Below are 23,613 nucleotides of genomic sequence, written 5' to 3'. Positions count from 1 at the left end.
GTCAGCCATTGATTCCGAAGGTACCGATTGTCTTGAAGGTGAGATTGAACAGCACGGTCGTGTTGCGCTGCTGACCACCAATCGAGGTATATTGCTTGATCGCAAGGATGTCCAAGCCGAAGCAGTCATTCGAATAACCGATATCACCGCCGAGGCTGACGAACTCTTTGCGCGAGAGCGACCGGCGCCCATAAACCGACGCATGATACTGCTTGTACGAGGTCGAAACGCCCGCAGTCACTTCATTGGTCTTGGTATAATAGACCTGTGTCGGGCCGTTCAGGCGGTAATTCGTCGCGTAGAAGTAATAAGGCGTAACCGGCTCATAGATATACCCGGCATTCACGTGGAAGATCGGTACACCGACGCTGACAAGACCTTCACCGTAATCGAAGCTCTTGCGCCAGGGGTCGTAACGGCCACGGGCTGTCAGGTCGAGGTACTGGTTGGGGCTCACACGGACGCGGGCGACAGGCGATGAGAGATGATGGTCCAGCCCTGAATAGGCGATGCGATTATGGGTGATGTGCTGCTGGATGCTTTCGCCCACCAGGAAATCGACCACATGACCGCGCCATGTCCAGTTGCCATGCACGCCCACATTGCCACGCAACCCGCCATCAAGACGGTCGGTGCCGGTGTAGCGGTTGAGCGCAAACAGCGTGCTGTCGGTGAATTCGTATTGCAGGCTGTCTTCGTTCGGAATCATGCGTGCCGCGCTGTTGCCCATATTCGGAGCGGCAATAGCCTGCACGATCGGCTCCAGAATCTGGGAACCATGCCCGTGGGCGAAGCGGCGCATGAAGGGCCAGTTCATTTTCAGCGCGACTGTGGGCAGAACCCAGCCAGTCGTGTGCCGGCCCGTGGCAGTGTAATAAAGCGGCTGCTCGGTAAGATGGTTTGCACTATATACCGTAGCATCGAGACGCGCTGTCAGAAGCCAGATCTGCCCGAGAACGTTATGGAACGGGCGGTTCCAGTTCATTTGGATCTGTCCGCGCTGATCGCGGGTACCTTCCGGGCGATAAACGTTGAAGTCGTTTGTATTCAACGAGAATGTGCCGCCCAAGGGGTCGGTCTGCCCCTGAAAGGCGTAGTTGAAGCGCGGCAGAACGAATGGCAGATTCGAGTTGCGAATGACGCCCTGGTTCAGGCCCTGATAGAACTGCCCGTCCAGACGCGCATAGGAGCCTACCCCAAAACCATCGATATAGGCAGTCGATTGCAGGGTTTCGTTGCCATATCCGGTAATACGATAGTCACGCATGTAATTGGCGGACGAGGCAAGATTGATATTGGCACCGGCACGCCAGTGGTCATTGATATCAAACACGGCATTACCGCGCGCATAGCCCTGAATGCCGCTATCGTTTGTTCCGTCCACCGTATTGCCGAAGGTGTTGACGTAACTGCCTTCCTTGCGCGTGCTGTACGCCACACCGCCGGTGAAGTTGATCTTGCCGAAATTGAGCTGGTTTCGGTACTGCCCACTGATCTGCGGGCCTGTACGGGTGGAGACCAGCCCCTGAACCGTCAGATCCTGCTGGTTATCGATCGCCCAGAAATAGGGAATGGTGAAATACGTGCCGAGATAGCGGTCATGCGGGTTGATGCCCGGCATCAGAAAGCCGCTCTGACGTTTCACGCTCGGATCGGTCATCGAGAAAATCGGCAGATACATGATCGGCAGTCCGAACATGTCGAGATAGGCATGGCTGAAATTGATGCGTTTGTGCTCTGTGTCCTGCGTCGCGTTATAGGCGCGCAGCTGCCAGAAGGGCGCGCGTGAGGGGTCCTTGGCGCAGGTTTCGCAAGCCGTATAGACGGCCTTTGCCATATCATTGATCTTGCCATTCGTGCGGCGCATCCCGTTGGCCGCCATCTTGGCGTTATCTTCCATGCGCAGGAAAATTGCCCGTGCAATGCCGTCATGCATGCCATTGCTCAGCTCGACATAGCTGGCATAGCTGGTGCTGCCATCGGGCTCGACCATCGCAACATGGCCTGTTGCTGTCATGACGCCCGTATTGCGGTCATAGACGATCTTGTCGGCACGAAGGGCATGATCGCCCTGCCATACCTGAACATTACCCGTCCAGGTGGCGACACCCGCGCGGTCATAGCTTTCGTGATCGGCCAGATAGGTGACCGGGTCTGACTGCGAAGACGGCTTGCCGACGGCAACTTTCGGGCCGGTCTGGCGCTGCATCGTTGCATCGGCTTCCGGAATGGCGCCGAAAGTCGCGGTGCCAGCCAGCATGGACGCAGCCAGCCAGGACTTGCGCCTGTGATGCGCAACGCGCCGTTTCGACATCAACCATCCTCCAGATGCAGAAGCAAGGCTACCGCCAAGCAAAGACCTGCGCCAGTGGGCGCCCAGGCCGCCATGACGGGCGGCAGGGCACCGGATTCACCAAATTGCGCCGCCACCTTCGAGATGGTGAACAGCGCAAAACCCGCAGCGATCCCCGAGCCAAGCATGCGCGCCACACCGCCACGACGCGAGGGACGCATGGAGAACCCAGCCGAAACGAGTGCCATCGTACCGCACAGGATCGGAAGAGCTAACAGAGTCTGGAAGTGCAGTCGATGCCGGATGGACGAAAAACCCGAGCTTTCCAGCAAGTGTATGAAACCCGGCAGCGTCCAGACAGACAGCGTATCGGGTGAGGCAAAACTCTGTTCCACACGGGTCAGAGAGAGATTGGTCGGCAGAAGATAGTCGCCTATGCGCGTCGGCAGATGATTGGGACGCACTGTCGCCGCGTCTTCCAGTTTCCACGCACCGTCGACGAGTTCGCCGCGCGGGGCTTCGATGCGCACCACAAGCTGATCGCGCGCATCGAGACGGAAGATGCTGATATCGTTGATGCGCAGTTTCCGGTCATGCATGAAAACATGGCGTGCGTGCAGAATGGCGACGCCCTGGCCACCCTGCTCGTCATCGAGCTGGCGCAACCATAGCGCGCCGCCGTTGAGCGAGAGCGGTCCGCCGCCGGTTTTGAGATAGGCCTCATCCAGTAGTTCGGCCTTGCGGAACATCGTGGAGGAAAGCGGTGACAGGGCCATGGTGCCGAACATGCCCAGCATGATGGCGCAGGCGAGCGGCGCAGCGAGAAACTGCCACGCGGAGATGCCTGCAGCACGGGCGACAATCAGCTCGGAAGATCGCGTGAGACGCCAGAAACAGACGATGCCGCCCAGAAGGATGCCGAAAGGCATGATCATGATCATGAAAAACGGCACGTGCAATCCGGCGATCTCGGTGACGAGGCTCGTCGGCACGTCAGGCTTGGTCGCAACACGGCGAAGCAGATCGATGAAGTCGAAAAGCGAAACGAGCCCTGTCAGCGCAGCAATCATGGCCAGGGCGAAGAGCGTGAAAATGCGCGAAATATAAAGCGAGAGCGTGACCGAAACGCCGGCTGAACTCCCCCGGAGAAGGGCCAAAGGACTACGCGCCATGTTTCTTCTTTCGTGCTGCGGTCAGGCCTTTGGGTGAGAAGAGCCAGTAGCCGCATCCGATTGCTGGCACGACGGCAATAATCCAGAGCAAGGGCACAAGCCCCAGATTACGACCTGCCAGATTTTGCAGCATCAGCGACAGGGCCATAAGCCCGACGACCGACAGAATCGCGGCGAGAGGGCGCTTGATATTGCCATGACGCGAGAAGGCACCACTCAGGATGGCCACAAGCGCAATCATACTGAAAGAGAGTGTGGTGAGCGGGGCTGTGAGACGGCGCCAGCCCTCGACGGCAAACTTGCCCCAGTCGCGCTGGGAGACGAGGCGCGGATCAGGATGAAACAGTTCGGGCAGCGACATTTCCGAAGCATCACGCACTTCGGTTTCGGCCTGTTTGCTGCTTGAGAGATCGATCGAATTGCGCTGGAAAGTCAGGACATTGAGCCGCCCGGTGTGGTGATCGATTTCCTGTCGCGATCCGTTGAAAAGGACGACGCGCGGTTGGTTATCGACCACCATCATGGTGCCGCGCTCGGCAATGATCGTCGCTCTGGCTTCGGGCATGCGGTCGTCTTCGACGAAAACACCATGCATCTGGCCATCGCGGTCGCGCTTGCGCACATAAACGGTCATGTCTTTCGAGAGCTGCGCAAAGACGCCGTCCTGTAGAAGAAAGGCCGCCATGCGGTTGCGGATCTCGAATTCGTAGCGTCTGAACGCGTGATAAGAGACCGGTACGAGCCACAGATTGAGAATATAGCCCAGGATTGTGGTGATGAGGGCGCAGGCCATGGCCGGGCGCGCCAGCTGAAATGGAGACAGGCCAGCGGCCTGCATGACGGTCAGTTCGCGATCGCCGGACATGCGCTGATAGCCAAAAAGCACGACCAGAAATGTGGTGATGGGCAGGATAACCGCCAGAAAGGACGGGATCATCAGCGAGGTGAGCTGGATGAACACGCGAAGCGACAACCCGCGGTCAACCACCAGCGAGACAAAGCGCAGTGATTGCATCAGCCAGATAAGGGCGATGGCGCCGCTGGTAATCCCGACCAGCCCAAGAAAAAGCTGACGCAGGATGTAGCGTTCGCGCAAGAGCAGAAAGGAGCGACGTTGGGGGCGTGAAGCCATAGCAGACATAACTATTGCCCTTAGCGTTTCGCCAGACTTGTCGAAAGCCGCATCTTGTTACGAAATCTTCTGATCAGCGCGGATTACGCAGCCAGCGATCGCTCGCATGCCGGCTATGGGCAACGTAAAATCCGCCCAGCAATCCGACCACTGCAACGATGGCGGTCCAGTATGACGGACGGATGATCAGCAATGATATGGCCGGGGCGCCCGTTACCCCGATAAGGGCGCTTAGCACGGTCTCACGCCTTGTCGGGCCGAAATGGCGCACGGCATGGCAATTGGGGCATTCTTCATCGGTGCGCTGCATCTTGCCGCGACAGACAGGGCATAGCACCACCGTCTCCTGCGCGGGAGGGCGCGGCACGGGCAGATAATTCCCGGTCAGCACGGATCGCTGTCGGGGCAGGGGGGAGAGACGCACCATAGAACCGCTCTTGCCGTTATCGAGAACGTTTTTGCAACAGCAAAATGGCAGTATCGTGCCCATCATGTTTCGCTGACGTGTTTTCCAAAACCTGACGGGCTCTCCTGCATACCGCGCCAAAGATCAGGGATCCTGGTCGTGTTCCCCTGCGGCAATACGGGCTTCGACGGCAAGGCGCCAGGGCGCGTCGGGTGGCGCGGCATCGAGCGCCTTTCGATACAGTGCGAGGCTTTCCGCCGAGATATGCCCGTCCTGCTGTGTCTGAAGCTCGGCAATCTGCACTGCCAGTTCCGGAATGAACCGCGCAGACAGGGCCTGACGATAGGCGTGCAGTGCATCATCGGGGCGGTTGAGCGCCTCATCGACCTGACCCAGCAGAACAGACTGACGCACATACTCGGGATCGTCCGGCGTCATGCTGGCGACCTGTCTGTCGAGTTTCTCGAAAAGCGCCTGCATCGCTGGGGGTACGTTAATTCTGGTGCTCTTGTGAGGCTGGGCAGGCAGGGAGGGGTGACCATTGGCAAGATAGAGCGCAAAGCCAAAACAGGGGAGGGCCACCAGAAGCACGGCGAAGCGCAGTCTCTGATGAGACTGGACCCGGAGCGTGGTTTCCTGAAGACGATCTGCAGCCAGAATGCGTCGCTGTATCTCCAGTTCGGCGCGGGAAACTTCACCGGCATCCATCAACCCGTTTTCATGGTCCCGGTCGAGATCGCGCAGTTGGTGGCGATAGAGGGCCAGTGCGGAGGCTCTCGCGCTGACGGGTGATGCGACGTCCCGTCGTCTGGGCAGAAGCAGGCTCAGAAGGGGCAGCAGGATGACGAGCGTCGGGATGAGAAAGCCGGGCCAGTTCATCGCGTTATCTCCTGCTCGCGCAGGAGTTCGGCAAGCCGCTTCTTTTCCTGGTCATCAAGAGGCTCGGTTTTGCGCGGGCGGCGCAGCATCAGGGTGGCCAGAATGCCGCCAAGGGCAAGAGCAATAACCGGCATTGCCCATAGCAGCAGGGTCGAAGCGGCAAGCCGAGGCTTCAGCCTGATGAATTCGCCATAACGCTGCGTCATCCAGGCCATGATCTGCTGGTTGCTTTCTCCGGCAGCCACATGCTGGCGCACCACATGACGCAGATCGCGTGCCAGAGAGGCTGAGCTGTCTTCGATCGACTCATTCTGGCAGACGAGGCAGCGCAACTGCGCGCCGATTGCTTCGGCACGCTTTTCCTGAGCGGGGTTGGGCAGCATCTCTGACGGGTCATCGAGGGCGCGGGCAGGCAGGGCCATGACGCACAGACCAATGGCAAGAGAGGCAAGGACGGCCAGTTTCTTCATGGCGTGGCGTTTGCCAGCGGCAGGATTTCGCGACGGAAAAGCGTTTCATCGAGCGCCGAGGCGCCGTGCCAGGCGATGCGACCGCCAGGTACGATCAGAAAGCTCTCCGGTACGCCGCTGACCCCCCAATCAATGGCGGTCATGCCGCTTTGATCGAGTGCCACGCGCTCATAGGGCGAGCCGTCACGGGTGATGAAACGCCGGGCGTCTTCCGGCTTGTCCTTGTAGGCGATGCCCCAGAGCGGAATCTGACGGGCGATTTCCCTCAGCGCAGCCATTTCGGCAACGCAGGGGATGCACCAGGAGGCGAAGAAATTGACCAGAACCGGTTTCGCATTCTGACTGAGAGCAGCGGCATCGAAACCGTCATCCGGGCCCGACAGGCCGGGAAGGGCAAAATCGGGAATGAGAGCGTCACCCTTGTCCCGCCGAATGGCATGGGGGTCGAAAGAGCCATCCTGCATGGCCGAGAGCATTCTCCAGCAGCCAAAACCGGCCAGCCCGGCTCCCGCGACTGGAAGGGTCATGAGCAGGCGTCGCCTCGTCGAGATCGTCATGAGCGGCTTTCCTGAACGATGGGGGCGCGGGCGCTTCTGTCACGTGCCTTCCTGGGTGCGCCGAAGCGATGGCGCCTGTCGGCGAGGGAGAGGGAACCGCCGAAGGCCATGATGACGCCGCCCAGCCATATCCATGGGGCGAGGGGGTTGTTGTGCAGGCGCAGCACATAGCGGGCATCGGCACCGCTGCCCCGGTTCTCGCCAAGCGCGGCGTAAAGGTCACGCAGAAGATTGGTGCGAATGGCGACATCGGTCGTCACCTGATGCTGGCTCGTAAAGTCGCGTCGCGATGGATGGAGCGTGGCAATCACCCGTCCGTGGCGCGAGACGGTGAGATCGGCCACAAGGGCCTTGTAATTCGGTCCTGTCTCATGCCTGACCGAAACCAAACGCCAGTCGAGTGCGCCCTGATGGATCGTCTGGCCTATCCCGATCTCGACCACGGCGTGACGCGCCTGGGACATGCCGGTGATGCCCAGTACCGTTACCCCCACCCCGATATGGGCAATCGCACTTCCCCAGACCGCCCGCGGCAGTCGGGGCAGGCGTTGGCGCACCACGCTCAATCCGTCGCGCAGGCCGAGACGGGAAGCCAGATCGGTCAGGCTCGCCATGATCACCCACAGGGCAGCGGCAGCGCAGAGGATCGGCAGGATACCGTCGAGTAGGAAACAACCGGCTATCAGCGCCATCAGCGCGACCAGAGCCGCCACACGCAGGCGGCCCAGCAGCGGGCGGAGATTGCCGCGCTTCCAGGGGAGCATGGTTCCAAGCGCCATGGCGACCATCAGAGGCAAAGCCAGCGGAATGGTGGTCGCGTCGAAAAACGGCTTTCCGACAGAGAGGGTGCGCCCGGTCAGGATCTGCATGAAAGGCGGATACATGGTGCCGGTCACGACCACGGCGCAGAGTGCGCAGAGCAGGATGTTATTGAGCACCAGCCCGCCCTCTCGCGAGACAGGCGCAAAAATGCCTCCGGGGGCGAGGCCCGGCGCCCGCCAGGCAAAAAGAAGAAGCGACCCGCCGATGACCAGCGCCAGAAGGCCGAGAATGAAGACGCCCCGTGCGGGATCATTCGCAAAGGCATGAACCGAATTGAGAATGCCCGAGCGCACGAGAAAAGTGCCGGAAAGCGAAAACGAGAAGCTGGCGATGGCGAGCAGCACCGTCCAGATACGCAGCGCGTCGCGTTTTTCGACCACGATGGCGGAATGCACCAGCGCCGTGCCTGTCAGCCAGGGAATGAGCGAGGCATTTTCAACTGGGTCCCAGAACCAGTAGCCGCCCCAGCCGAGCACATAATACGACCACCATGACCCCATGGCGATGCCGCAGGTCAAAAAGCACCAGGCAGCCACCGCCCAGGGGCGCACCCAACGCCCCCAGGCCGCGTCGACCCGGCCCTCGATCAGCGCGGCTACGGCAAAGGCAAAGGGTACGGCAAAGCCGACATAGCCCGTGTAGAGAACAGGCGGATGAAAGGCGAGGCCGGGGTCCTGAAGCAGGGGGTTCATGCCTTGCCCATCGGCTGGGGCAGGCCAGATGCGGGCAAAGGGGTTAGAAGTCAGCAGGCAGAAAAGCTGAAACCCTGTCGAAACACCGCCAAGAATGGCCAGAACCCGCGCCTTCAGGATGAGCGGCAGGCCCCGCCCGAGCAGGGCGACAGCCCCGCCGCACAGGGCAAGAATAAGAGCCCAGAGCAGCACCGAGCCTTCGTGATTCCCCCAGATACCTGTGATTTTATACAGAAGCGGTTTGCTCAGGGCAGAGTTCGCGGCCACATTCTGCACCGAGAAATCATCCTGCACTGCACAGGCGATCAGGCTCAGGAACGAATAGGCCAGCGCCAGAAGCTGCGCAAAAGCCAGACGTGGCGCGAGATCGAGAAGAAAACGCTGCCCGCGCCACGCGCCCCACAGCGGCAGGATGCATTGAGTGAGCGCGAGAACGCAGGCGAAAGCGAGGGCATAATGCCCCTGTTCAGGTCCGGAAAAACTGCTCATCGACCGTTCGAGCCACCTGTTGCCCCACGGGCCATGCTGTTCAGGCTTTCGCTCGATGGCGGCTTGCCGAATCTCGGGTCCCACTTACCGCTGCGCTGCAGGACATCGGCGACTTCCTTGGGCATATAGGTCTCGTCATGTTTGGCCAGAACTTCTGACGCGATAAAGGCGGACCCGCGTCGATAGGTGCCCAGAGCCACAACGCTTTGTCCCTCGCGAAACAGATCTGGCAAGATACCTTCATAGCGCACGTCGATAGCGGCCTGTCCGTCCGTCACCTCGAACTGGTTGATCGGTGTCTGCCCCTCAAGGCTGCGCCGGAGCGATCCTGCGACAACCATCCCCCCGAGGCGGATCACCCGGTCAGAGGCAGGCGGTGCTTTCAGGACCTGCGATGGCGCCATGAAAAACACGATGCTGGATGAAAACGCGTTCAGCACCAGCCCGGCCGCCACGGCGAAACACCCCAGACAAGCCAGCACCAGCCACAGGCGGCGGCTCTTGCGTGTCATACGTCTTTTATGGCGGCTGCCTTGCTGTCCTGATGAATGACGTGACGTCCCGGTTGAGGAAGGAACTGTCATGCTGTCGGCTTTCTGCGTGCGTCATGGCGCTCGAGCAGGGCCAGTCGCGTTGTGGCGCGATGCAGGCGCAGGGCCAGTCCGATGCCAAGCCAGAGAGTGGCGAGCAGCGCACAGCCGTAAGAGGCGGCAATATAGGGCCAGTGGGTATAGGCGATATGGATCATACTGCCTCGCTCAGAGGGCGGGCGCGTCTGGTCAGCATCTGTTGCGCACGTGTCTCCATAATGGCGGCTCTCAGGCGTCCTGTTATGAGCGCGGCAAATCCGGTGGCAAAACCGATCATGCAAAGCGAGAGCGGCAGCAGCATCGATGACGGCATGGTGGGCGCATGGGTGAGGGTGATGCTGTCTGGCTGATGGAGCGTGTTCCACCAGGTCACGCTGAACTTGATGATCGGCAGATCGATAACACCGGCAATCGCCAGCACGGCGGCGGCGCGGTAGCCGCGCTGTGGGTCATCGAAGGCCTGAATGAGCGCAATATGGCCGAGATAGAGAAAAAAGAGCACGAGTACCGAGGTCAGTCTGGCGTCCCAGACCCACCAGGCGCCCCACATCGGCTTGCCCCAGAAGGCGCCTGTCAGCAGGCAGAGCGCCGTGACCACAGCGCCGACGGGACCGATTTCAACAGCAGCGAGATCGGCCAGGGGATGTTTCCAGACCAGGGACAGTACGCCGCAGACGGCCAGAGTGGCGTAGCCCGCTGAAGCCAGAATCGCCATCGGCACATGCAGATACATGATGCGCACAGCATCGCCCTGCTGCCAGTCTGCGGGCGAGAAGAGCAGAGCCCAGACCAGACCGATGGCAAGAAAAACGCCTGAAAAGGCGCATAGTGCAGGGAAGAGCCAGCGAGACAGGCGCAGGAAGCGACCGGGATTGGCGAAGCGATGCAGGAAGGCCCCCTGCGCGGTTCGCCCTGACAGGGGCTGATGCGTCGCTTTCGTCACTCTTGGCCTCTCTCCTGCGGCGTTCGGGCATGGTATAGCCCGAGAATGGCCCTATCCGATGAAGTTTTTTTGATCGGAATTCGTTTTGATAATGCAAAAAAATCTGCAGGGGGAGCGGGGCAGGGGCAATTAATTCAGGTATTTTCCACAGACCGAGCCGATGGAAGAGGGGGCGTTGATGCAGTACTGGTTGATCAAATCCGAGCCAGAAACATTTTCATGGCAGCAGCAGGTCCAAAACGGGGTCGAACCCTGGACCGGGGTGCGGAATTATCAGGCGCGCAACAATCTCTCGGCCATGCGCTGCGGCGATCTGGCTTTCTTCTACCACTCGGTCTCGGACAAGGAGATCGTTGGGGTCGTCGAAGTGGTGCGTGAGGCCTATCCCGACCCGACAGCAGAGGGAGAGAAATGGGTCTGCGTTGATGTGAAGGCACGCGGCGCTTTTGCCAATCCGGTATCGCTTGCGATGATCAAATCCGATCCAACCCTCTCGGAAATGGCGCTTCTGCGTCAGTCACGCCTTTCCGTCGCGCCAGTGCGTGAAAGCGAATGGACCTATCTCTGCCAGCTTGGGCAGTGGCAGGGGAAATAGCCTTTCGGGCCCCTGATCTCTCTTGGCGGGTCAGGCTTTTGCCGGGGCAGAGAGGCATTGTCCGAGCAGCGAGGCAATACGCTGTGGGTCATCCGGGCGCAGTGTCGCAAAACCGATAACAAGTCCTTCCTGTGTGGCTGCGTGGCAGAGGGCCGAAAGCCGGGCAACACGGTAGCCCGCTTTCGCAAGGGCTGTCTGACTGGTCAGTTCGAAGCCTTTTTCCACAAAGCGCAGACCCAGTTGCACGCCGCCGCGTGGCCGGGTGATCACAACGCCCTCGCAATTTTGCAGCGCCTCATAGAGGGCTTCACCACGACTTTGATAAAGTCGTGCGATATGGCGCAGATGTCTGCGGTAATGACCCGATTCCATCAGTTCCGACAAAGCCAGCTGGGCGTGAAGATTGGCGGCGCAGCCCATCGTGCGATGCGCGGCACGCATCGGGTCGATCAGGGTTTCGGGCACGACTATCCAGCCGAGTCGAAGGCCCGGTAGAAGCGCCTTCGAGGCCGACCCGAGATAGATGCATTCCGTAAAGCTGCCATGCGCGGCAAGGGCCGCGATTTCGCGCCCATGCCAGAGAAACTCGCTGTCGTAATCGTCTTCTATGATCAGCGCGCCCTGACTGCGCGCGCGCTCAAGCAGGTCGAGGCGACGCGCAAGCCCCATCCGTCCACCCAGCGGATACTGATTTGAGGGGGTGATGTAGATGAGGCGCGCTTCGGGTGGCAGGGCCTCGACCTGCATTCCGTCGCTATCGACCGGCACAGGGCAAAGCGTCGCGCCTGCAGCCAGAAAGCTCGCTTTCGCGCCGACATAGCCGGGGTCTTCCATGGCGATGACGTCCCCCGGATCTGTCATGATCTGGGTAACAAGGCTGAGAGAGGCCTGCGTGCCGGGCGTGATCAGTATCTGTTCTGGCCTGATGGCAAGGCCTCGATCGCTGGCCAGTCGCGCACAGAGGGTTTCCCGAAGGGCCTGCGTGCCGTGATAGCCGCCATATCCCGCTTCCTCTCCCCGTGCGGGTCGTGCCTGGCGGCGCAGGATCTGGGCCCAGAGATTCGCAGGAAATTCATGCTCGTCAGGCAGGCCAGGCGCCAGTCGCCCCGTCTCTGTGACATAGGTCGCCTTGCGCGGGTCATGTGCCAGACGGTGCCCGCGTGTCGAGAGCCGTGGCGTGATGCTTTCGACCCTGTCGGTCGCGGGGGAGGCGGGCAGGCATGCCCTTGGCCGACTGCCTGGACGCATCTCGATAATGCCTTCTGCGCGCAGCAGGTCATAGGCCGTGGTGATGGAGCTGCGCGAGAGACCGAGCATCTGAGCGGCATGACGTGTTGAGGGCAATACGGCCCCGTCGGCAATGCGTCCGGCGCGTATGGCTGCCCCAAGAGCGGCAAAGAGCTGGACAGGCAGCGGCTCGCTGCGTGTCGCATCGGGCATAAAAAAGGCGGGGAGAAAAACTGGCATGAAGAAATATCGATAAACCGGCTCTCGAATCAGTCCAGTTGGCGCGCTAGATCCGTTTCGGTCAAGCGATGATTGCTCAGGACAGATTCAGGAGGCGAGAATGGTTCCCGATTATGCGAAGGCCCGTCAGGGCAAGCGCGCGCATTATGACGAGGCGGCCATCCACGCCATTCTCGATACGGGGCTCGTCGGGCATGTGGGTTTTGTGGCTGATGGCAGGCCGATGGTCATGCCGATGGCCTATGCGCGTTGTGGCGGCACGCTTTATCTGCATGGCGCATCCAAGACGCGGCTGATGGGGCTGGATGGGCTCAAGCTCTGTGTGACAGTAACGCAGCTCACCGGCATCGTGGTGGCACGCTCGTCCTTTCATCACTCGGTCAATTATCGTTGCGCCGTGGTGCATGGGCAAGCGAGAAAAGTGACGGACGAGGAGCACGCACGGGCTCTCGATGCGATTACCGACCATCTTCTGCCCGGCCGCAGCAGCGAGTTGCGGGGCATGACCGCGCAGGAACTGAAGGCGACAGGAGTGATCGCGCTCGATATCGAGGCGGCTAGTGCCAAGATACGTACCGGCCCGCCGGTAGAAGATCCGGCAGATCTGCCCTCGACACTCTGGGGTGGTGTCGTGCCGGTTGTGACCGCCCTCGGTACGGGCATTCAGGATGCTCATACGCCAGAGGGGACATTACCCCCTGAGTCCCTGCGAAAGGCGCAGGCGAAATTCATCGCCTGACAAGCCTATTCCGGCTTCTGCGCCCTGCCCGGTGAGGAGAGGGCGCAGAAACCAGGAAGATTCAACGGGGTGATAATCTGTGCCGGGCTAGGGCGAACTTCTACCCTGGTGGGGCGCAGGCGATTGGTTTCGATGAGCAGCTGACAGGCCAGCAGCATATCGGCGTTCAGATCGTGATGGAGCACAGCGGTCAAGACGCGGTCGGCAAGCAAGGAAAGGTTGTCCCGGTCAAGGTCATGACCGATGAAGATGCGTGGCACACGCTTGCAACGGTTCAGCGCTGTCGCAATGGCGCGATTGCCGCCACCTATCGAATAGACTGCCTCGATTTCCGGGTGATTGACGAGCGCGTGCTCGACAAGACCGAGTGTCTGCCAGTCAAGGCCGTTGCCCTCCCCCAGAAAATGAATCCGCAGATGGGGCGCGTACCGGGCGAGATAATCCCGAAAGCCTAGTTCCCGCTCTTCCTCGCCCTTGAAGCGTGCACTCGAAATCACGACCAGAACCGACAGTCCCGTGCAGGTGGGGGGCGGCATCCACCCGGCAATCAGCCAGGCAGCGGTCTGACCGGCAGCATGATTGTCGAGACCGACATAGGCGAGCCGGCTGCATTCCTGCAGATCGGTGACAAGTGTGATGACGGGAATGCGCGCTCGCGCACAGGCATCGATCTCATCGCGGATTGCGAGGTGATCCGGGGCTTTCAGCAGGATCCCGTTCGACCCTCTCTTGCGTATGCGTGCCAATATGGCCGCAATCTCTTCATCGGTAGTGGTCTCGCCAAGATGGGCGCGCACACGCATGGCAATTGGCATGAGCTGCGGCAGCTGGGCTTCCAGAGCATTGCGCACAGCTGACGAGAAGCGGTCAGGCGCCGCCATGACCAGATCGATCGACAGGCGACTGCCCTGAAGCGATGTTTCGAGGGTTTGACGCGAAAGCTCCTCAATTGCCTGAACCACGCGGCGCTTCGTGCTGGCGCGTACGCCTGAGCGTCCGTGAATCACCCGATCGACGGTGGCGAGTCCAACTCCGGCCTGTCTGGCGATGTCCTTCAGCGAATGTCCCTCGCCCATGCCTGCCTCCTGAGGTGATTTTGAGGTGTTTGTGGGCTGTAGCAGCCAATTACCAAAAAGTAATCTTCTTCTGTCGTCCCGTCAGGACCGTTGGGCAAAGGGCTCAGGGTGGAGAGAGCGGGGCAGGACCGGAGGCTTCGAAGTGAACCATCATTCCCTTTCCGAAAACCGGGTAAAGCATAACTGGTATACGTCTGATTCAGCGATTCTGGACGATCTGACATCCCTGACGAAGCAGCGTGTCGGACTGGAGGATTATCCCCTTGCTGCCGATATAGGTGGGGGGCAGGTGCCGCTCTACGATTGTGCTGCCCTGCGCCGTCTCACAACCGAGGAGGCAGGCAGGAAGCTTGTCATGGCCGAATGGGTCGGCGTCCTGAAGGATGGTCCCGGCATTATCGTGCTCAAGAAGGCTTTCGACGATCTCGAGGTGCTGGATCATGCCACGGTCCAGTTCGAGAAGCTGATCGCCAGTGAAAAGCGCAACGGTATGGAGACGGGCGATCATTTTGCAAAAAGCGGGGCCAATGATCGTGTCTGGAATGCGCTCGAAAAGCTGTGTCTTCTCGATCCGGATGGCTTTGCCCGCTATTATGCCAATGACATGATTGCGCTTGTCAGCGAGGCCTGGCTTGGACCAGCCTACCAGATCACCTCACAGGTGAATGTGGTCAATCCTGGTGGTGCGGCTCAATGCGTGCATCGCGATTATCATCTCGGGTTCCAGTCCCCGGCACAGGTGAGCCGCTACCCGGTTCATGTCCACGGGTTTTCGCCCTTTCTCACTCTCCAGGGGGCGGTGGCCCATTGCGACATGCCGTTCGAGAGCGGGCCGACGCTCTATATGCCTTTCACCCAGAAATACGGTCCTGGCTATCTGGCCACACAGACCCGGGAAATCCGTGACTGGTTTGATGCCAATCATCTGCAACTTCCCTTGCAAAAGGGAGATGCCGTGTTTTTCAGTCCGGCGCTTTTTCACGCAGCCGGAAACAATCGGTCCAGCTCGATACGCCGCATGGCCAATCTGTTGCAGGTTTCCTCGCCTTTCGGACGGGCGATGGAAAGCATCGATCGCGCACGCATGGCGTGCGCGCTTTACCCGGTGCTGCAACGCAGGCTGCATGATGGGGCACTGAGCGAGGCGGCGGTACACCGCATTATTGCAGCGAGCGCCGAGGGCTATGCCTTTCCGACCAATCTCGACCGTGACCCGCCCATCGGGGGGCTGGCGCCGCAAAGCCAGCAGGATCTGTGCCGTCAGGCGCTGGGCGAGAACTGGGATGAAAGGCGTTTTGCCGCAGCGCTTGGCGCCCGCGTCGAAAGCGCGCGGAGCTGACACGCATTCAGAAAGCTGGTCGGGCCCCACTCATTTTCATGCCCGACCGTTTTTTGCCTCTGGATCCGTGATTCTCTCGCCTCCGGCAGCATCTCCCCGCCGCCAGTACCCAGCGGCGCGTATCTGCGTGCGAGGTACAGCTTCCTCATTGACCAGATGATCGCGCAGCGTGCGCGCGATCTCGATCTCGGCGGCAATCCAGACATTGAGCTTTTCGACCGAGGGCAGAACCACGTGGCGCAGCAGGTCTGGCAGCGTCTCATCGCCACCCTTTTCGCAACGATGCACCTCGATCCAGGCATGGCTGACCAGCGGATAGGCCTTTTCGGTCTCGCGCGTGTCCAGAAGGACGATGGCCCGATGGTTGGGCGCAAGGGTCTCCAGGGTGCGGGCGATGGCGGGCAGGGCGGTATCATCACCGATCAGCAGATGCGTCGTCAGCGTCTCAGGCGCGATATGCGAGGCTTTGGGGCCCCCCATCCCCAGGACATGGCCCGGCTTTGCCTGGGCAGCCCATTGCGTGGCGGGGCCTTCATCATGCAGCACGAAGTCGATGATGAGTTCGCGCGTCTCTTCATCGAAACGTCTTGGTGTGTAGTCACGCGCGATCAGGCGCGGGTCACGCGGTGCGCTTCGGTCGGCGCCCAGATCGGGCAGAACCGGCGTATCACTGCCTGGCTGCGGGAAGAACAGCTTGACGTGATCGTCCACGCCAGCGGTCACGAAGTCATGCAGATCCTCGCCGGTGAAGACGATACGGCGCATCGTATCGGAAAGCGGAATGATCCGCGCGACCGTGATGCGTCTGAGCCGCAGCGCATGACGGATCTTTGTGGGAGCCAGGCCGTCCTGCGTCATGCGCTCTCTCCTTCGGCAATCTCGGCAGCGGCACGGGACAGGATAGCCGCGATGCGACGCGCCTCGATCGGGCTGCATCCGCGACGTGCGTAAAGCGTGGTCTTGAGAAGATGCCGGGCCTTGTGGAGACCGTCGGCGGCTTCAGGGTCCAGATCGTGCAACCCGGCAAAAGCCTCGCGCACCTCGCTCATGCGGGCGCCGATACGCTCGAGGATATCGAGAATACGGTCGGCTTCTGCCTTGTTTTTGGCCAGATGCGCCCCGCCGGGTTCGGTAATCGTATAGAGCTTGCGTGTGCCTTCCTGCGTGACAGCGGCGAGGCCGATTTCCTCTAGATAGGTCAGGGCCGGGTAAACCATGCCGGGGCTCGGCTTGTAGAAGCCGTTCGACCGCTCCTCGAGCCTGCGGATGACTTCATAGCCATGGGCAGGGCTCTCCTGCAGCAAGGCGAGAATCACGAGTTGCAATTCCTCTGCGCTGAGCTTGCGACCGCTCGGAATATCGCCGCCGCGATGGCGACCGAACCGCCCGCCGAAACGATGGCCTGACCCGCCGCCGAAGCCGTCGTGACGGCTGAAGACATGGCGTAGATGATGACGAAAGGGCATTTGTATCTCCTGTTATATCTTAAGAGTGTATTATCTTAAGATATAAGGCAAGATGTTTTTGCGCGAGTTGCTGTCTGAGAGAGGTTCCGGCAGACGTCAGTCGGTGAAAGGGGCCTGCCTTCTGAAGCACCCCAGAAGGCAGGCTGAGGCTGGGCGAAGTCTTCAGCAGGCCCAGACGGTCTTGATGTTCATGAACTCGTAGAGGCCGAGTTCGGTCAGTTCGCGACCATAGCCGCTGGCCTTGATACCACCGATAGGCAGGGCCGGGTCAGACGCGGTAACCCGGTTGATGAAGACCCCACCCGCTTCGATACGCCGCGACAGCGCCTGACCGAGCGCCGCGTTCTGGGTCCAGAGGCTGGCGCCCAGCCCATAGGCGCTGTCATTGGCCAGAGCGATGGCGTGATCGGTATCGCGTGCTTCGATCAGACAGGCGACCGGGCCGAAAAGCTCTTCCCGGAAAGCCGTCATCTGAGGTGTGACACCGGCGAGCACGGTCGGTTCGTACCAGGCGCCGGGGCGATCGACCGGTTCGCCACCCACCACAAGCCGGGCCCCTTCAGCGACGCTGCGACGCACCTGCTCATGCAGCCCGTCGCGCAGGTCAGCGCGTGCCATGGGGCCAATGAAGGCGTTATCATCCAACGGGTTGGTGAGAGAGAGGGCACGCACTTTCGCAAGAAACTTCTCGCTGAAGGCTTCGGCAATCGGTGCCTCGAGAATGATGCGCTTGGCAGCAATGCAGACCTGACCGCAATTGGCAAAGCGGGCAGCCACGGCGGCATCGACGGCCTTGTCGAGATCGGCATCGGCAAGCACGATGAACGGGTCTGATCCGCCAAGCTCGAGCAGGGATTTCTTGCCATATTGTCCGGCGATACCGGCCAGTATGCGCCCGACACGCACGCTGCCTGTCACCGTCACGCCGCTGATGCGCGAATCCGCAATGACATGGGCAGTCTGTTCGCGAGAGAGATTGGCGCTCATGAAGACGTCGTCGAGGTCGCAATCGGCCGCGATCTCGTTGAGCAGCAGGCCACAGCCCAGCGTGTTTTCCGCCGGTTTGACGATGAAGCCGTTACCCCCGACCAGAATGGGCACGGCCGCCCTGATGATCTGCCAGTAGGGGAAATTCCAGGGCATCACGGCCAGAACGATGCCGGTCGGCGCATAGCTGAGATGGGCCTCGCCCATGGGCACGGGCATCGGCTTGTCACGCAGCAGGGCAGGAGCGTGCTCGCCATACCAGTCGATCACCGCAGCGCATTTCTCTATCTCAGCCCGCGCCGAGGTGATCGATTTGCCCATCTCGAGCGTGGCCAGACGCGCCAGCTCTTCCTTGCGTTCACGCAGGCGGGTGGCGAAGCGATGCAGAAGATCGAGGCGTGCGCCGAGCGATTTGGCCCGCCAGCCCTCGAAACCCCGCTCGACGCGTCGCAGCACGTCCTGCAGGGCGCCATCCGTCAGAAACGGATAATGCGCCAAGGTTTCACCACTGGCCGGATTGACTGTTGTGACACCGTCATCGGGGTGCGGGCTGGTCATGATCTCTACCTCTGGTTGTTGGTCCATAAAGCCGTGCCTGCGGCGTCAGATTGCGCGACCACGTCCGTCTGCCCGTTGCCCGGTGAACCGGCATAATTGTGATACGCCGAGTTTTCATAGGGTGGACGTACCGGCGCATTGAATTTCACCGGCCAGCCCAGAAACGAGAAATGCGACGGTGCATCATTCGGCAACTGGGTGGATTGATGCGCTTCCGACCCCGGCAGGCCGAGCGCCTGATGGGATCGGACGGTATAGGAATAGCCACGCAACGAATTGTCAAAATCATCTGTCACCTCATAGCCATGGGGCGGCGGCGGCGCGCCACCATCGGGCAGGGCGACTTTTTCGACCGGGGTGAGCGGGCGTTCCATGGCATGGAGTTGTGACGCGGGATCGGCAGCAGCGCTTCCGAGGCCCAGAGGCAATGAGGCGGCCAGTGCGGTCATGCAGAGGCCGAACCGGTAAAGGGGGAATGTCCTGAGCATCGGGGTGTCCTGTTTGCGATATCCATCCACCTAACAGGGGAGCCGCTGTTTCGTTTTCTTCTGACGTTGTAGGATGAAAAAAAAGCAGCCTCGCGACAAACTTTGGTGACTGCCGGGTGTGTCAGGCGTTGCGTCGGGTGCGACGGACCTTATGTCCACACACCCGTGCCAGGCCTCGCCGTGCAGGCGCGCTCAGTTCAGGGAGAACAGAATTCATGGCTTCAGCGACCGGATCGACAATCCCGGGAATCGGCGAAATCGCCCCGCTTTCCCTCGATAGCGAGTCTCTGGCGCAGCTTCAGTCTGCGCTGGCCAAGGTAGAGCACGGGCGCGGTGTGCTCGTGCGTCTGGCCGACCTGATGGGCGGCGCCGTCGGTCAGGCGACCCGTCTGGGTATGCAGGGCCTTGGCATGGCGCCCAATATCCAGGCCAAGTTGCAGGGGCTGGCCGAGGCATCGATCACGCGGGCTTTCGACATCGCCATTCTGGGTATGGCCCAGGAATCACCGGTCAAGGCGCCGAAATGGCGTGATCCCGCAGCTCAAGCCGCTGTCGCCGTATCGGGCGCGCTCGGTGGTTTTGGCGGTGTTGTCGGGCTCATGCCTGATATCGGGTTCACAACCCTGACGATCATGCGCGAAATTGCCCGTGTCGCACGCGAAGAAGGTGAGGATCTGAGCGATGAGGATACGCGTCGTGCCTGTCTCGAGGTCTTCGCGCTGAAGGGTTTCCTGGCTGGTCAGGCGGGTGACGAGAGTGAACTCGGGTTCTTCTCGGCGCGGGCCTTGATGCGCGGCAAGCCCATCGTGCTGCTGATTGCCGAAGTTGCCTCACATTATGGAATCGGCCTGTCGCGCAAATTCGCCCTGCAGATGGTGCCTGTGGCGGGCGCACTTTGCGGTGCATCGCTGAACGCAGCCTTCCTGTCCCATTATCGCGCTGTAGCGCGGGCGCAGTTCACCATCAGGCGTCTCGAGCGCCAGCACGGGCCCATCGTGCGCGATACCGCCCAGCACATGCGCCACACAGGGCCGTCCGACGCCACCTCGTGATGCCGCGCATTATGGGGTTCCCGCGTGAGATCTCACGGTCTGAACGCCATGGATCCGGAAAAGCCTGTGCGGGTTTGTCCCGCCAGATAAGGGTCCGATGTGGGTCGCGAGCGTCTTGTTGTCTGGGGGCAGGGGGGAAAACCCAGCCCTCAGCGGCAGACCTATTTCGGGTGCGATGCGCGAAAGGCCTCGAGCAGTCCGGCGGGAACAAGCTGGATGGAAAAGAGCGCTGTCATGACAAAAGCCAGCCCCTGATAATGCGGGGCGAAAAAGGCGAGAACACCACTAAGGGCCATACCGATCAGATAAACGAAGGTGAGGGGCATACAGAAAGTCCATCTCGCGGTGGGAGGGGGATGCCCTACCATGACGAGCCGGTCGGTGCCCATGATAAACCGCATTGGCGCCCGGGGTTCCATCGGACTGCGTTTTGGGAGAATGCCCGCCATGCCGCCTGATCCGATCACCCCGCAGCATCTTCTGGGCGCGTATCGGCAGGGAATTTTCCCAATGTCCGAATCACGCGATTCCGAGGAGATCAGCTGGCACCGCCCGTACGAGCGCGGCGTTCTCCCTCTCGATTCGCGCTTTCATCTTTCACGCAGGCTGGCCCGCACCGTGCTTCAGGGGCGTTTTGACGTCACAAGCAATCGCTGTTTCGATGAGGTGATCCGCTGCTGTGCCGAGACACCGGGGCGAGGCGGCACCTGGATCAGCCGGCGTCTGCAGGCGCAGTACGATCTTCTGCATCGCCTCGGCTACGCCCATTCGATCGAGACATGGTGTGACGGCCGGCTGGTTGGCGGGCTTTATGGCGTGAAGCTGGGTGCAGCCTTTTTCGGTGAGAGCATGTTTTCGCGCTGCACGGATGCCTCGAAAGTGGCGCTGGTCCATCTGGTTGCCTCACTGCGCTGTTCGGGATTCGCGCTGCTCGATACGCAGTTTCCAACGGCGCATCTGGAAACATTCGGTTGTCTTGCCGTTCCTGATGCAGCCTATCGGTTGATGCTGGACCACGCGGTCGCGATTGAGGCATCGTGGGATGAAGATGTCACGCTGGGCAGACTCCGGCAGGAGATCATCCGTCTTCGTGACGGTATCGACGCTCGCTAGGGCGTATTGGAGGGAATAAAATGTCGATGTTCCAAGTAAAGGGCGCCGCGGCGCTTTCGCTGGCCGCCCTTGTCACGGGTGGGGCTGGCACGGCTCTGGCGCAGCAGCATCCGCGACTTTCGCCCTCTCGCGACGTCACGGTTGTTTATTCGGTGCAGCCGGAAAAAATGCCCAAGCCTGTAGAGGCCATCGTCCAGTTCAAGGCCGAGGGCGACAAGCTGCGCATCGACGCACCGGACCACGCGGGTTCGACCATTCTCGACCGGCCTGCCCAGCGCGTTACGCTGATCATGCACAAGCAGCGCGTCTATACGAGCTTTGCGCCCAAACACGGCCTGCGCAACCCGTTCATGCTCGATATGTCGATGCAATATGCCCCCGATGGTACAGGCACGGTGGCAGGGCTTGCCTGTAATAAATGGACAATCACCTCCACCCACGGCAAGGCGGTGACCTGCGTCACGGAAGACGGGGTTATCCTGAGCGAAGAAGGCGTCGATGCGGACGGGCTGCATGGCAAGCTTGAAGCGCAGAAGGTCACATATGGGCCGATTCCCGAGACATTGTTCGTTCCCCCCTCCGATTATCAGCAGATCACCGCCCAGATGCCGATCCCGCATGGTGCCGGCCCGCAGAGCTCTGCCAAGCCGTGATCATGAAGGCTTCAGTCCTTTGCGGCCTTGCCCTTGCCGCGCTCTCTCCTGCGGTCTCATCGGCTCTCGCCGATGAGGCTGCCCCACCAGCCGCGACCACGCCTTATGTGACGCCTCAGGTCGATGTGGATGTCACCTATGAGGCCACCGGGCCGGACGGACACATCTATCCGCAGCGTATGCGCTGGAACGCGGCCCATTGGCAGCAGCGTCTCGACATGACGTCGACGGGGCTCATCATGCTGACCGATTATCGCGCCCATCGCCTGTCTGTGGTCGATACGCGCGAGAAAACCTACACGGTTTCGGGCGCACCGGATTCGCAATTTGCGCCACCCGGACAGCGGGCTTCGGGCCAATGGATCAGAGGGGTGGCGGATCGCGTGGCGAACCAGGCCTGCACCCACTGGACCACGACCGATACCGACGGTCGGACTGCCGATTTCTGTTACGCCGAGAACGGCGTGCTGCTTCTGGCAACGCATGATGGCGCGCCGCTCATTCGTGCTGTCGCTTATGCAGAGACACCCCAGGGGCCTGAAATCTTCAGGGAGCCGGAAGGCTTTCATGAAATCGATGCGATGAAACTGGCCCAGTAGGCTGTTTCATGCGCCTTGGGGACGGCAAACGGGCCGTTTTGCGCGATTATGTTACATTTCTGCCCGTTTTTCGTCCTGTTCGGTCCAAAATTCGACACCATATCGCGGGTATAACGTTCATGTCGGATCGGCCGCTCTGTTTGGCCCGATCTGTCGAGGAGGTTTCCAAATGCGTCATATCCTGAAAATTGGCCTCGCGGCTCTGCCTCTTGCAGGTCTTCTGGGAGGCGCTCCCCTGGCTCAGGCTCACCCCTATGGCTGGGGCGGTGGCCCGGGCTGGCACGGTGGTGGCCCCGGTTGGCGTGGTGATCGTGGCTGGCGTCGCGGTGGCGGTGGCAATGCCTTTGTCGGTGGGCTGGTCGGCGGTCTTGTCGGTGGTGCCGTGATTGGCGCAATTGCGCGTCCCTATGTGGCACCGCCCCCGCCGCCGGTCGTTTATGCACCGCCCCCGCCAGTCGTTTATCAGCCCCCGCCGCGGGTAGTTTACCCGCCGCCAGTTGCGGTCTATCCCTCCTACCCGGCATATCCCGCATATTGAGCACGAGGTCTCGATTTCATCATGGTAGCTATTGGCGATAGCGCGCCCGCTTTTTCCCTTCCCGCTGCCGGTGGTCAGACCATCGACAGCGAGGGTCTCAAGGGGCAGCCCTATCTGGTATATTTCTATCCCAAGGCCGACACGCCGGGATGCACGACCCAGGCCTGCGACCTGCGCGACCAAAAGCAGACACTTGGCACTCTGGGGCTGAAGGTCATCGGCATCAGCCCCGACCCGGTCGAAAAGCTGGAGCGTTTCGCCAAGAAATACGGGCTCGACTTTACGCTCGCCAGCGATGCCGAGCATGAGCTGGCCGATCGTTACGGCACTTGGGTAGAGAAGACCAATTACGGCAAGACCTATTTCGGCATGGAGCGCAGCTCTTTTCTGGTCGATGCCGATGGCGTCATCCGCGCCATATGGCGCAAGGTGAAACCTGCCGAGCATGTTGCGCTCGTGACAGAAGCCGCCTCCGAATTGTAGGTTTCTGAAAGAATA

General features: G+C 60.8%; 27 protein-coding genes. 9 read left to right on the top strand and 18 right to left on the bottom strand.

The window, feature by feature from the left end; genetic code table 11:
• Nucleotide 1: 1 nt before the first annotated feature.
• The 11 genes from AA105894_RS05495 to AA105894_RS05445 form a co-directional block, all read right to left on the bottom strand.
• The gene (locus AA105894_RS05495; RefSeq protein ID WP_188424940.1) at nt 2-2,314 is read right to left on the bottom strand and encodes an LPS-assembly protein LptD; all 2,313 of its coding nucleotides are present in this window, start codon (nt 2,312-2,314) and stop codon (nt 2-4) included.
• On the bottom strand, nt 2,314-3,465 hold the full coding sequence (gene lptG / locus AA105894_RS05490; protein ID WP_267310830.1) for an LPS export ABC transporter permease LptG: 1,152 nt from the start codon (nt 3,463-3,465) through the stop codon (nt 2,314-2,316). Before lptG ends, AA105894_RS05495 begins: the two co-directional genes overlap by 1 nt.
• Nucleotides 3,455-4,597: an LPS export ABC transporter permease LptF gene (lptF, locus tag AA105894_RS05485; RefSeq protein ID WP_267311030.1), complete on the bottom strand. Its 1,143-nt coding sequence runs from the start codon at nt 4,595-4,597 to the stop codon at nt 3,455-3,457. The genes lptG and lptF overlap by 11 nt, the downstream gene beginning before the upstream one ends.
• A gap of 73 nt (nt 4,598-4,670) precedes the next feature.
• On the bottom strand, nt 4,671-5,024 hold the full coding sequence (locus AA105894_RS05480; protein WP_229719474.1) for a hypothetical protein: 354 nt from the start codon (nt 5,022-5,024) through the stop codon (nt 4,671-4,673).
• A 123-nt stretch (nt 5,025-5,147) separates the two neighbouring features.
• Complete coding sequence (ccmI, locus tag AA105894_RS05475; protein ID WP_267310829.1) at nt 5,148-5,882, bottom strand: c-type cytochrome biogenesis protein CcmI; 735 nt, start codon at nt 5,880-5,882, stop codon at nt 5,148-5,150.
• Entirely contained in the window at nt 5,879-6,352 is a 474-nt protein-coding gene (locus tag AA105894_RS05470) for a cytochrome c-type biogenesis protein (protein ID WP_267310828.1), read from the bottom strand. The genes ccmI and AA105894_RS05470 overlap by 4 nt, the downstream gene beginning before the upstream one ends.
• A complete protein-coding gene (locus tag AA105894_RS05465; protein ID WP_267310827.1) occupies nt 6,349-6,909 on the bottom strand; it encodes a redoxin family protein in 561 nt (186 codons plus the stop codon). The genes AA105894_RS05470 and AA105894_RS05465 overlap by 4 nt, the downstream gene beginning before the upstream one ends.
• Nucleotides 6,906-8,912 carry a heme lyase CcmF/NrfE family subunit gene (locus AA105894_RS05460; protein WP_267310826.1) on the bottom strand — a complete coding sequence of 669 codons (2,007 nt, stop codon included), beginning with the start codon at nt 8,910-8,912 and terminating at the stop codon, nt 6,906-6,908. The genes AA105894_RS05465 and AA105894_RS05460 overlap by 4 nt, the downstream gene beginning before the upstream one ends.
• Nucleotides 8,909-9,424 carry a cytochrome c maturation protein CcmE gene (gene ccmE / locus AA105894_RS05455; protein ID WP_267310825.1) on the bottom strand — a complete coding sequence of 172 codons (516 nt, stop codon included), beginning with the start codon at nt 9,422-9,424 and terminating at the stop codon, nt 8,909-8,911. The genes AA105894_RS05460 and ccmE overlap by 4 nt, the downstream gene beginning before the upstream one ends.
• Before the next feature lie 68 nt (nt 9,425-9,492).
• Nucleotides 9,493-9,660: a hypothetical protein gene (locus AA105894_RS05450; RefSeq protein WP_267310824.1), complete on the bottom strand. Its 168-nt coding sequence runs from the start codon at nt 9,658-9,660 to the stop codon at nt 9,493-9,495.
• On the bottom strand, nt 9,657-10,445 hold the full coding sequence (locus tag AA105894_RS05445) for a heme ABC transporter permease (RefSeq protein ID WP_267310823.1): 789 nt from the start codon (nt 10,443-10,445) through the stop codon (nt 9,657-9,659). The genes AA105894_RS05450 and AA105894_RS05445 overlap by 4 nt, the downstream gene beginning before the upstream one ends.
• Before the next feature lie 178 nt (nt 10,446-10,623).
• Here AA105894_RS05445 and AA105894_RS05440 point away from each other — a divergent pair, with 178 nt between their 5' ends.
• On the top strand, nt 10,624-11,040 hold the full coding sequence (locus AA105894_RS05440; RefSeq protein ID WP_267310822.1) for an EVE domain-containing protein: 417 nt from the start codon (nt 10,624-10,626) through the stop codon (nt 11,038-11,040).
• A 30-nt stretch (nt 11,041-11,070) separates the two neighbouring features.
• Here the strand turns inward: AA105894_RS05440 and pdxR are convergent, their stop codons facing one another.
• Nucleotides 11,071-12,507 (bottom strand): MocR-like pyridoxine biosynthesis transcription factor PdxR, encoded by a 1,437-nt coding sequence (gene pdxR, locus AA105894_RS05435; RefSeq protein WP_267310821.1) that lies wholly within the window; start codon nt 12,505-12,507, stop codon nt 11,071-11,073.
• Between the two features lie 100 nt (nt 12,508-12,607).
• Between pdxR and AA105894_RS05430 the strand changes: the two genes are divergently transcribed.
• Entirely contained in the window at nt 12,608-13,246 is a 639-nt protein-coding gene (locus AA105894_RS05430) for a pyridoxamine 5'-phosphate oxidase family protein (protein ID WP_267310820.1), read from the top strand.
• 5 nt (nt 13,247-13,251) lie between these two features.
• On the opposite strand, the gene AA105894_RS05425 is transcribed toward AA105894_RS05430, so the two are convergent.
• Nucleotides 13,252-14,322 (bottom strand): LacI family DNA-binding transcriptional regulator, encoded by a 1,071-nt coding sequence (locus AA105894_RS05425; protein ID WP_267310819.1) that lies wholly within the window; start codon nt 14,320-14,322, stop codon nt 13,252-13,254.
• A 142-nt stretch (nt 14,323-14,464) separates the two neighbouring features.
• On the opposite strand from AA105894_RS05425, the gene AA105894_RS05420 reads away from it, so the two are divergent.
• Nucleotides 14,465-15,661, top strand: a complete 1,197-nt coding sequence (locus AA105894_RS05420) for a phytanoyl-CoA dioxygenase family protein (RefSeq protein ID WP_267310818.1) — start codon at nt 14,465-14,467, stop codon at nt 15,659-15,661.
• Between the two features lie 36 nt (nt 15,662-15,697).
• On the opposite strand, the gene AA105894_RS05415 is transcribed toward AA105894_RS05420, so the two are convergent.
• From AA105894_RS05415 to AA105894_RS05400, 4 genes are all read right to left on the bottom strand, one after another.
• A complete protein-coding gene (locus AA105894_RS05415) occupies nt 15,698-16,519 on the bottom strand; it encodes a siderophore-interacting protein (protein WP_267310817.1) in 822 nt (273 codons plus the stop codon).
• A complete protein-coding gene (locus tag AA105894_RS05410; RefSeq protein WP_267310816.1) occupies nt 16,516-17,127 on the bottom strand; it encodes a PadR family transcriptional regulator in 612 nt (203 codons plus the stop codon). The genes AA105894_RS05415 and AA105894_RS05410 overlap by 4 nt, the downstream gene beginning before the upstream one ends.
• A 162-nt stretch (nt 17,128-17,289) precedes the next feature.
• Nucleotides 17,290-18,672 carry an NAD-dependent succinate-semialdehyde dehydrogenase gene (locus AA105894_RS05405; protein WP_267310815.1) on the bottom strand — a complete coding sequence of 461 codons (1,383 nt, stop codon included), beginning with the start codon at nt 18,670-18,672 and terminating at the stop codon, nt 17,290-17,292.
• 5 nt (nt 18,673-18,677) lie between these two features.
• Nucleotides 18,678-19,160, bottom strand: coding sequence for a hypothetical protein (locus AA105894_RS05400; protein WP_267310814.1), 483 nt, complete (start codon nt 19,158-19,160; stop codon nt 18,678-18,680).
• A gap of 215 nt (nt 19,161-19,375) precedes the next feature.
• Here AA105894_RS05400 and AA105894_RS05395 point away from each other — a divergent pair, with 215 nt between their 5' ends.
• Nucleotides 19,376-20,212, top strand: a complete 837-nt coding sequence (locus tag AA105894_RS05395) for an EcsC family protein (RefSeq protein ID WP_188424966.1) — start codon at nt 19,376-19,378, stop codon at nt 20,210-20,212.
• A 161-nt stretch (nt 20,213-20,373) separates the two neighbouring features.
• Here AA105894_RS05395 and AA105894_RS05390 read toward each other — a convergent pair whose 3' ends face one another.
• A complete protein-coding gene (locus tag AA105894_RS05390) occupies nt 20,374-20,538 on the bottom strand; it encodes a hypothetical protein (protein WP_267310813.1) in 165 nt (54 codons plus the stop codon).
• Between the two features lie 40 nt (nt 20,539-20,578).
• Between AA105894_RS05390 and aat the strand changes: the two genes are divergently transcribed.
• The 5 genes from aat to bcp all read left to right on the top strand — a co-directional run bounded on the left by aat (nt 20,579) and on the right by bcp (nt 23,598).
• Nucleotides 20,579-21,325 (top strand): leucyl/phenylalanyl-tRNA--protein transferase, encoded by a 747-nt coding sequence (aat, locus tag AA105894_RS05385; protein ID WP_373316733.1) that lies wholly within the window; start codon nt 20,579-20,581, stop codon nt 21,323-21,325.
• A 20-nt stretch (nt 21,326-21,345) separates the two neighbouring features.
• Complete coding sequence (locus tag AA105894_RS05380; RefSeq protein WP_267310811.1) at nt 21,346-21,978, top strand: DUF4412 domain-containing protein; 633 nt, start codon at nt 21,346-21,348, stop codon at nt 21,976-21,978.
• A 2-nt stretch (nt 21,979-21,980) separates the two neighbouring features.
• Nucleotides 21,981-22,577: a hypothetical protein gene (locus AA105894_RS05375; protein WP_267310810.1), complete on the top strand. Its 597-nt coding sequence runs from the start codon at nt 21,981-21,983 to the stop codon at nt 22,575-22,577.
• 169 nt (nt 22,578-22,746) lie between these two features.
• Nucleotides 22,747-23,115, top strand: a complete 369-nt coding sequence (locus tag AA105894_RS05370) for a hypothetical protein (protein WP_188424977.1) — start codon at nt 22,747-22,749, stop codon at nt 23,113-23,115.
• A 21-nt stretch (nt 23,116-23,136) separates the two neighbouring features.
• Entirely contained in the window at nt 23,137-23,598 is a 462-nt protein-coding gene (gene bcp, locus AA105894_RS05365) for a thioredoxin-dependent thiol peroxidase (protein WP_188424979.1), read from the top strand.
• The last annotated feature ends 15 nt before the right edge of the window (nt 23,599-23,613 follow it).

This window comes from Asaia spathodeae NBRC 105894 (assembly GCF_025994195.1).
GTDB lineage: Bacteria > Pseudomonadota > Alphaproteobacteria > Acetobacterales > Acetobacteraceae > Asaia > Asaia siamensis.
Note: the sequence above shows the minus strand (reverse complement) of the source record. Positions and strands in the feature narration are given on the sequence as shown.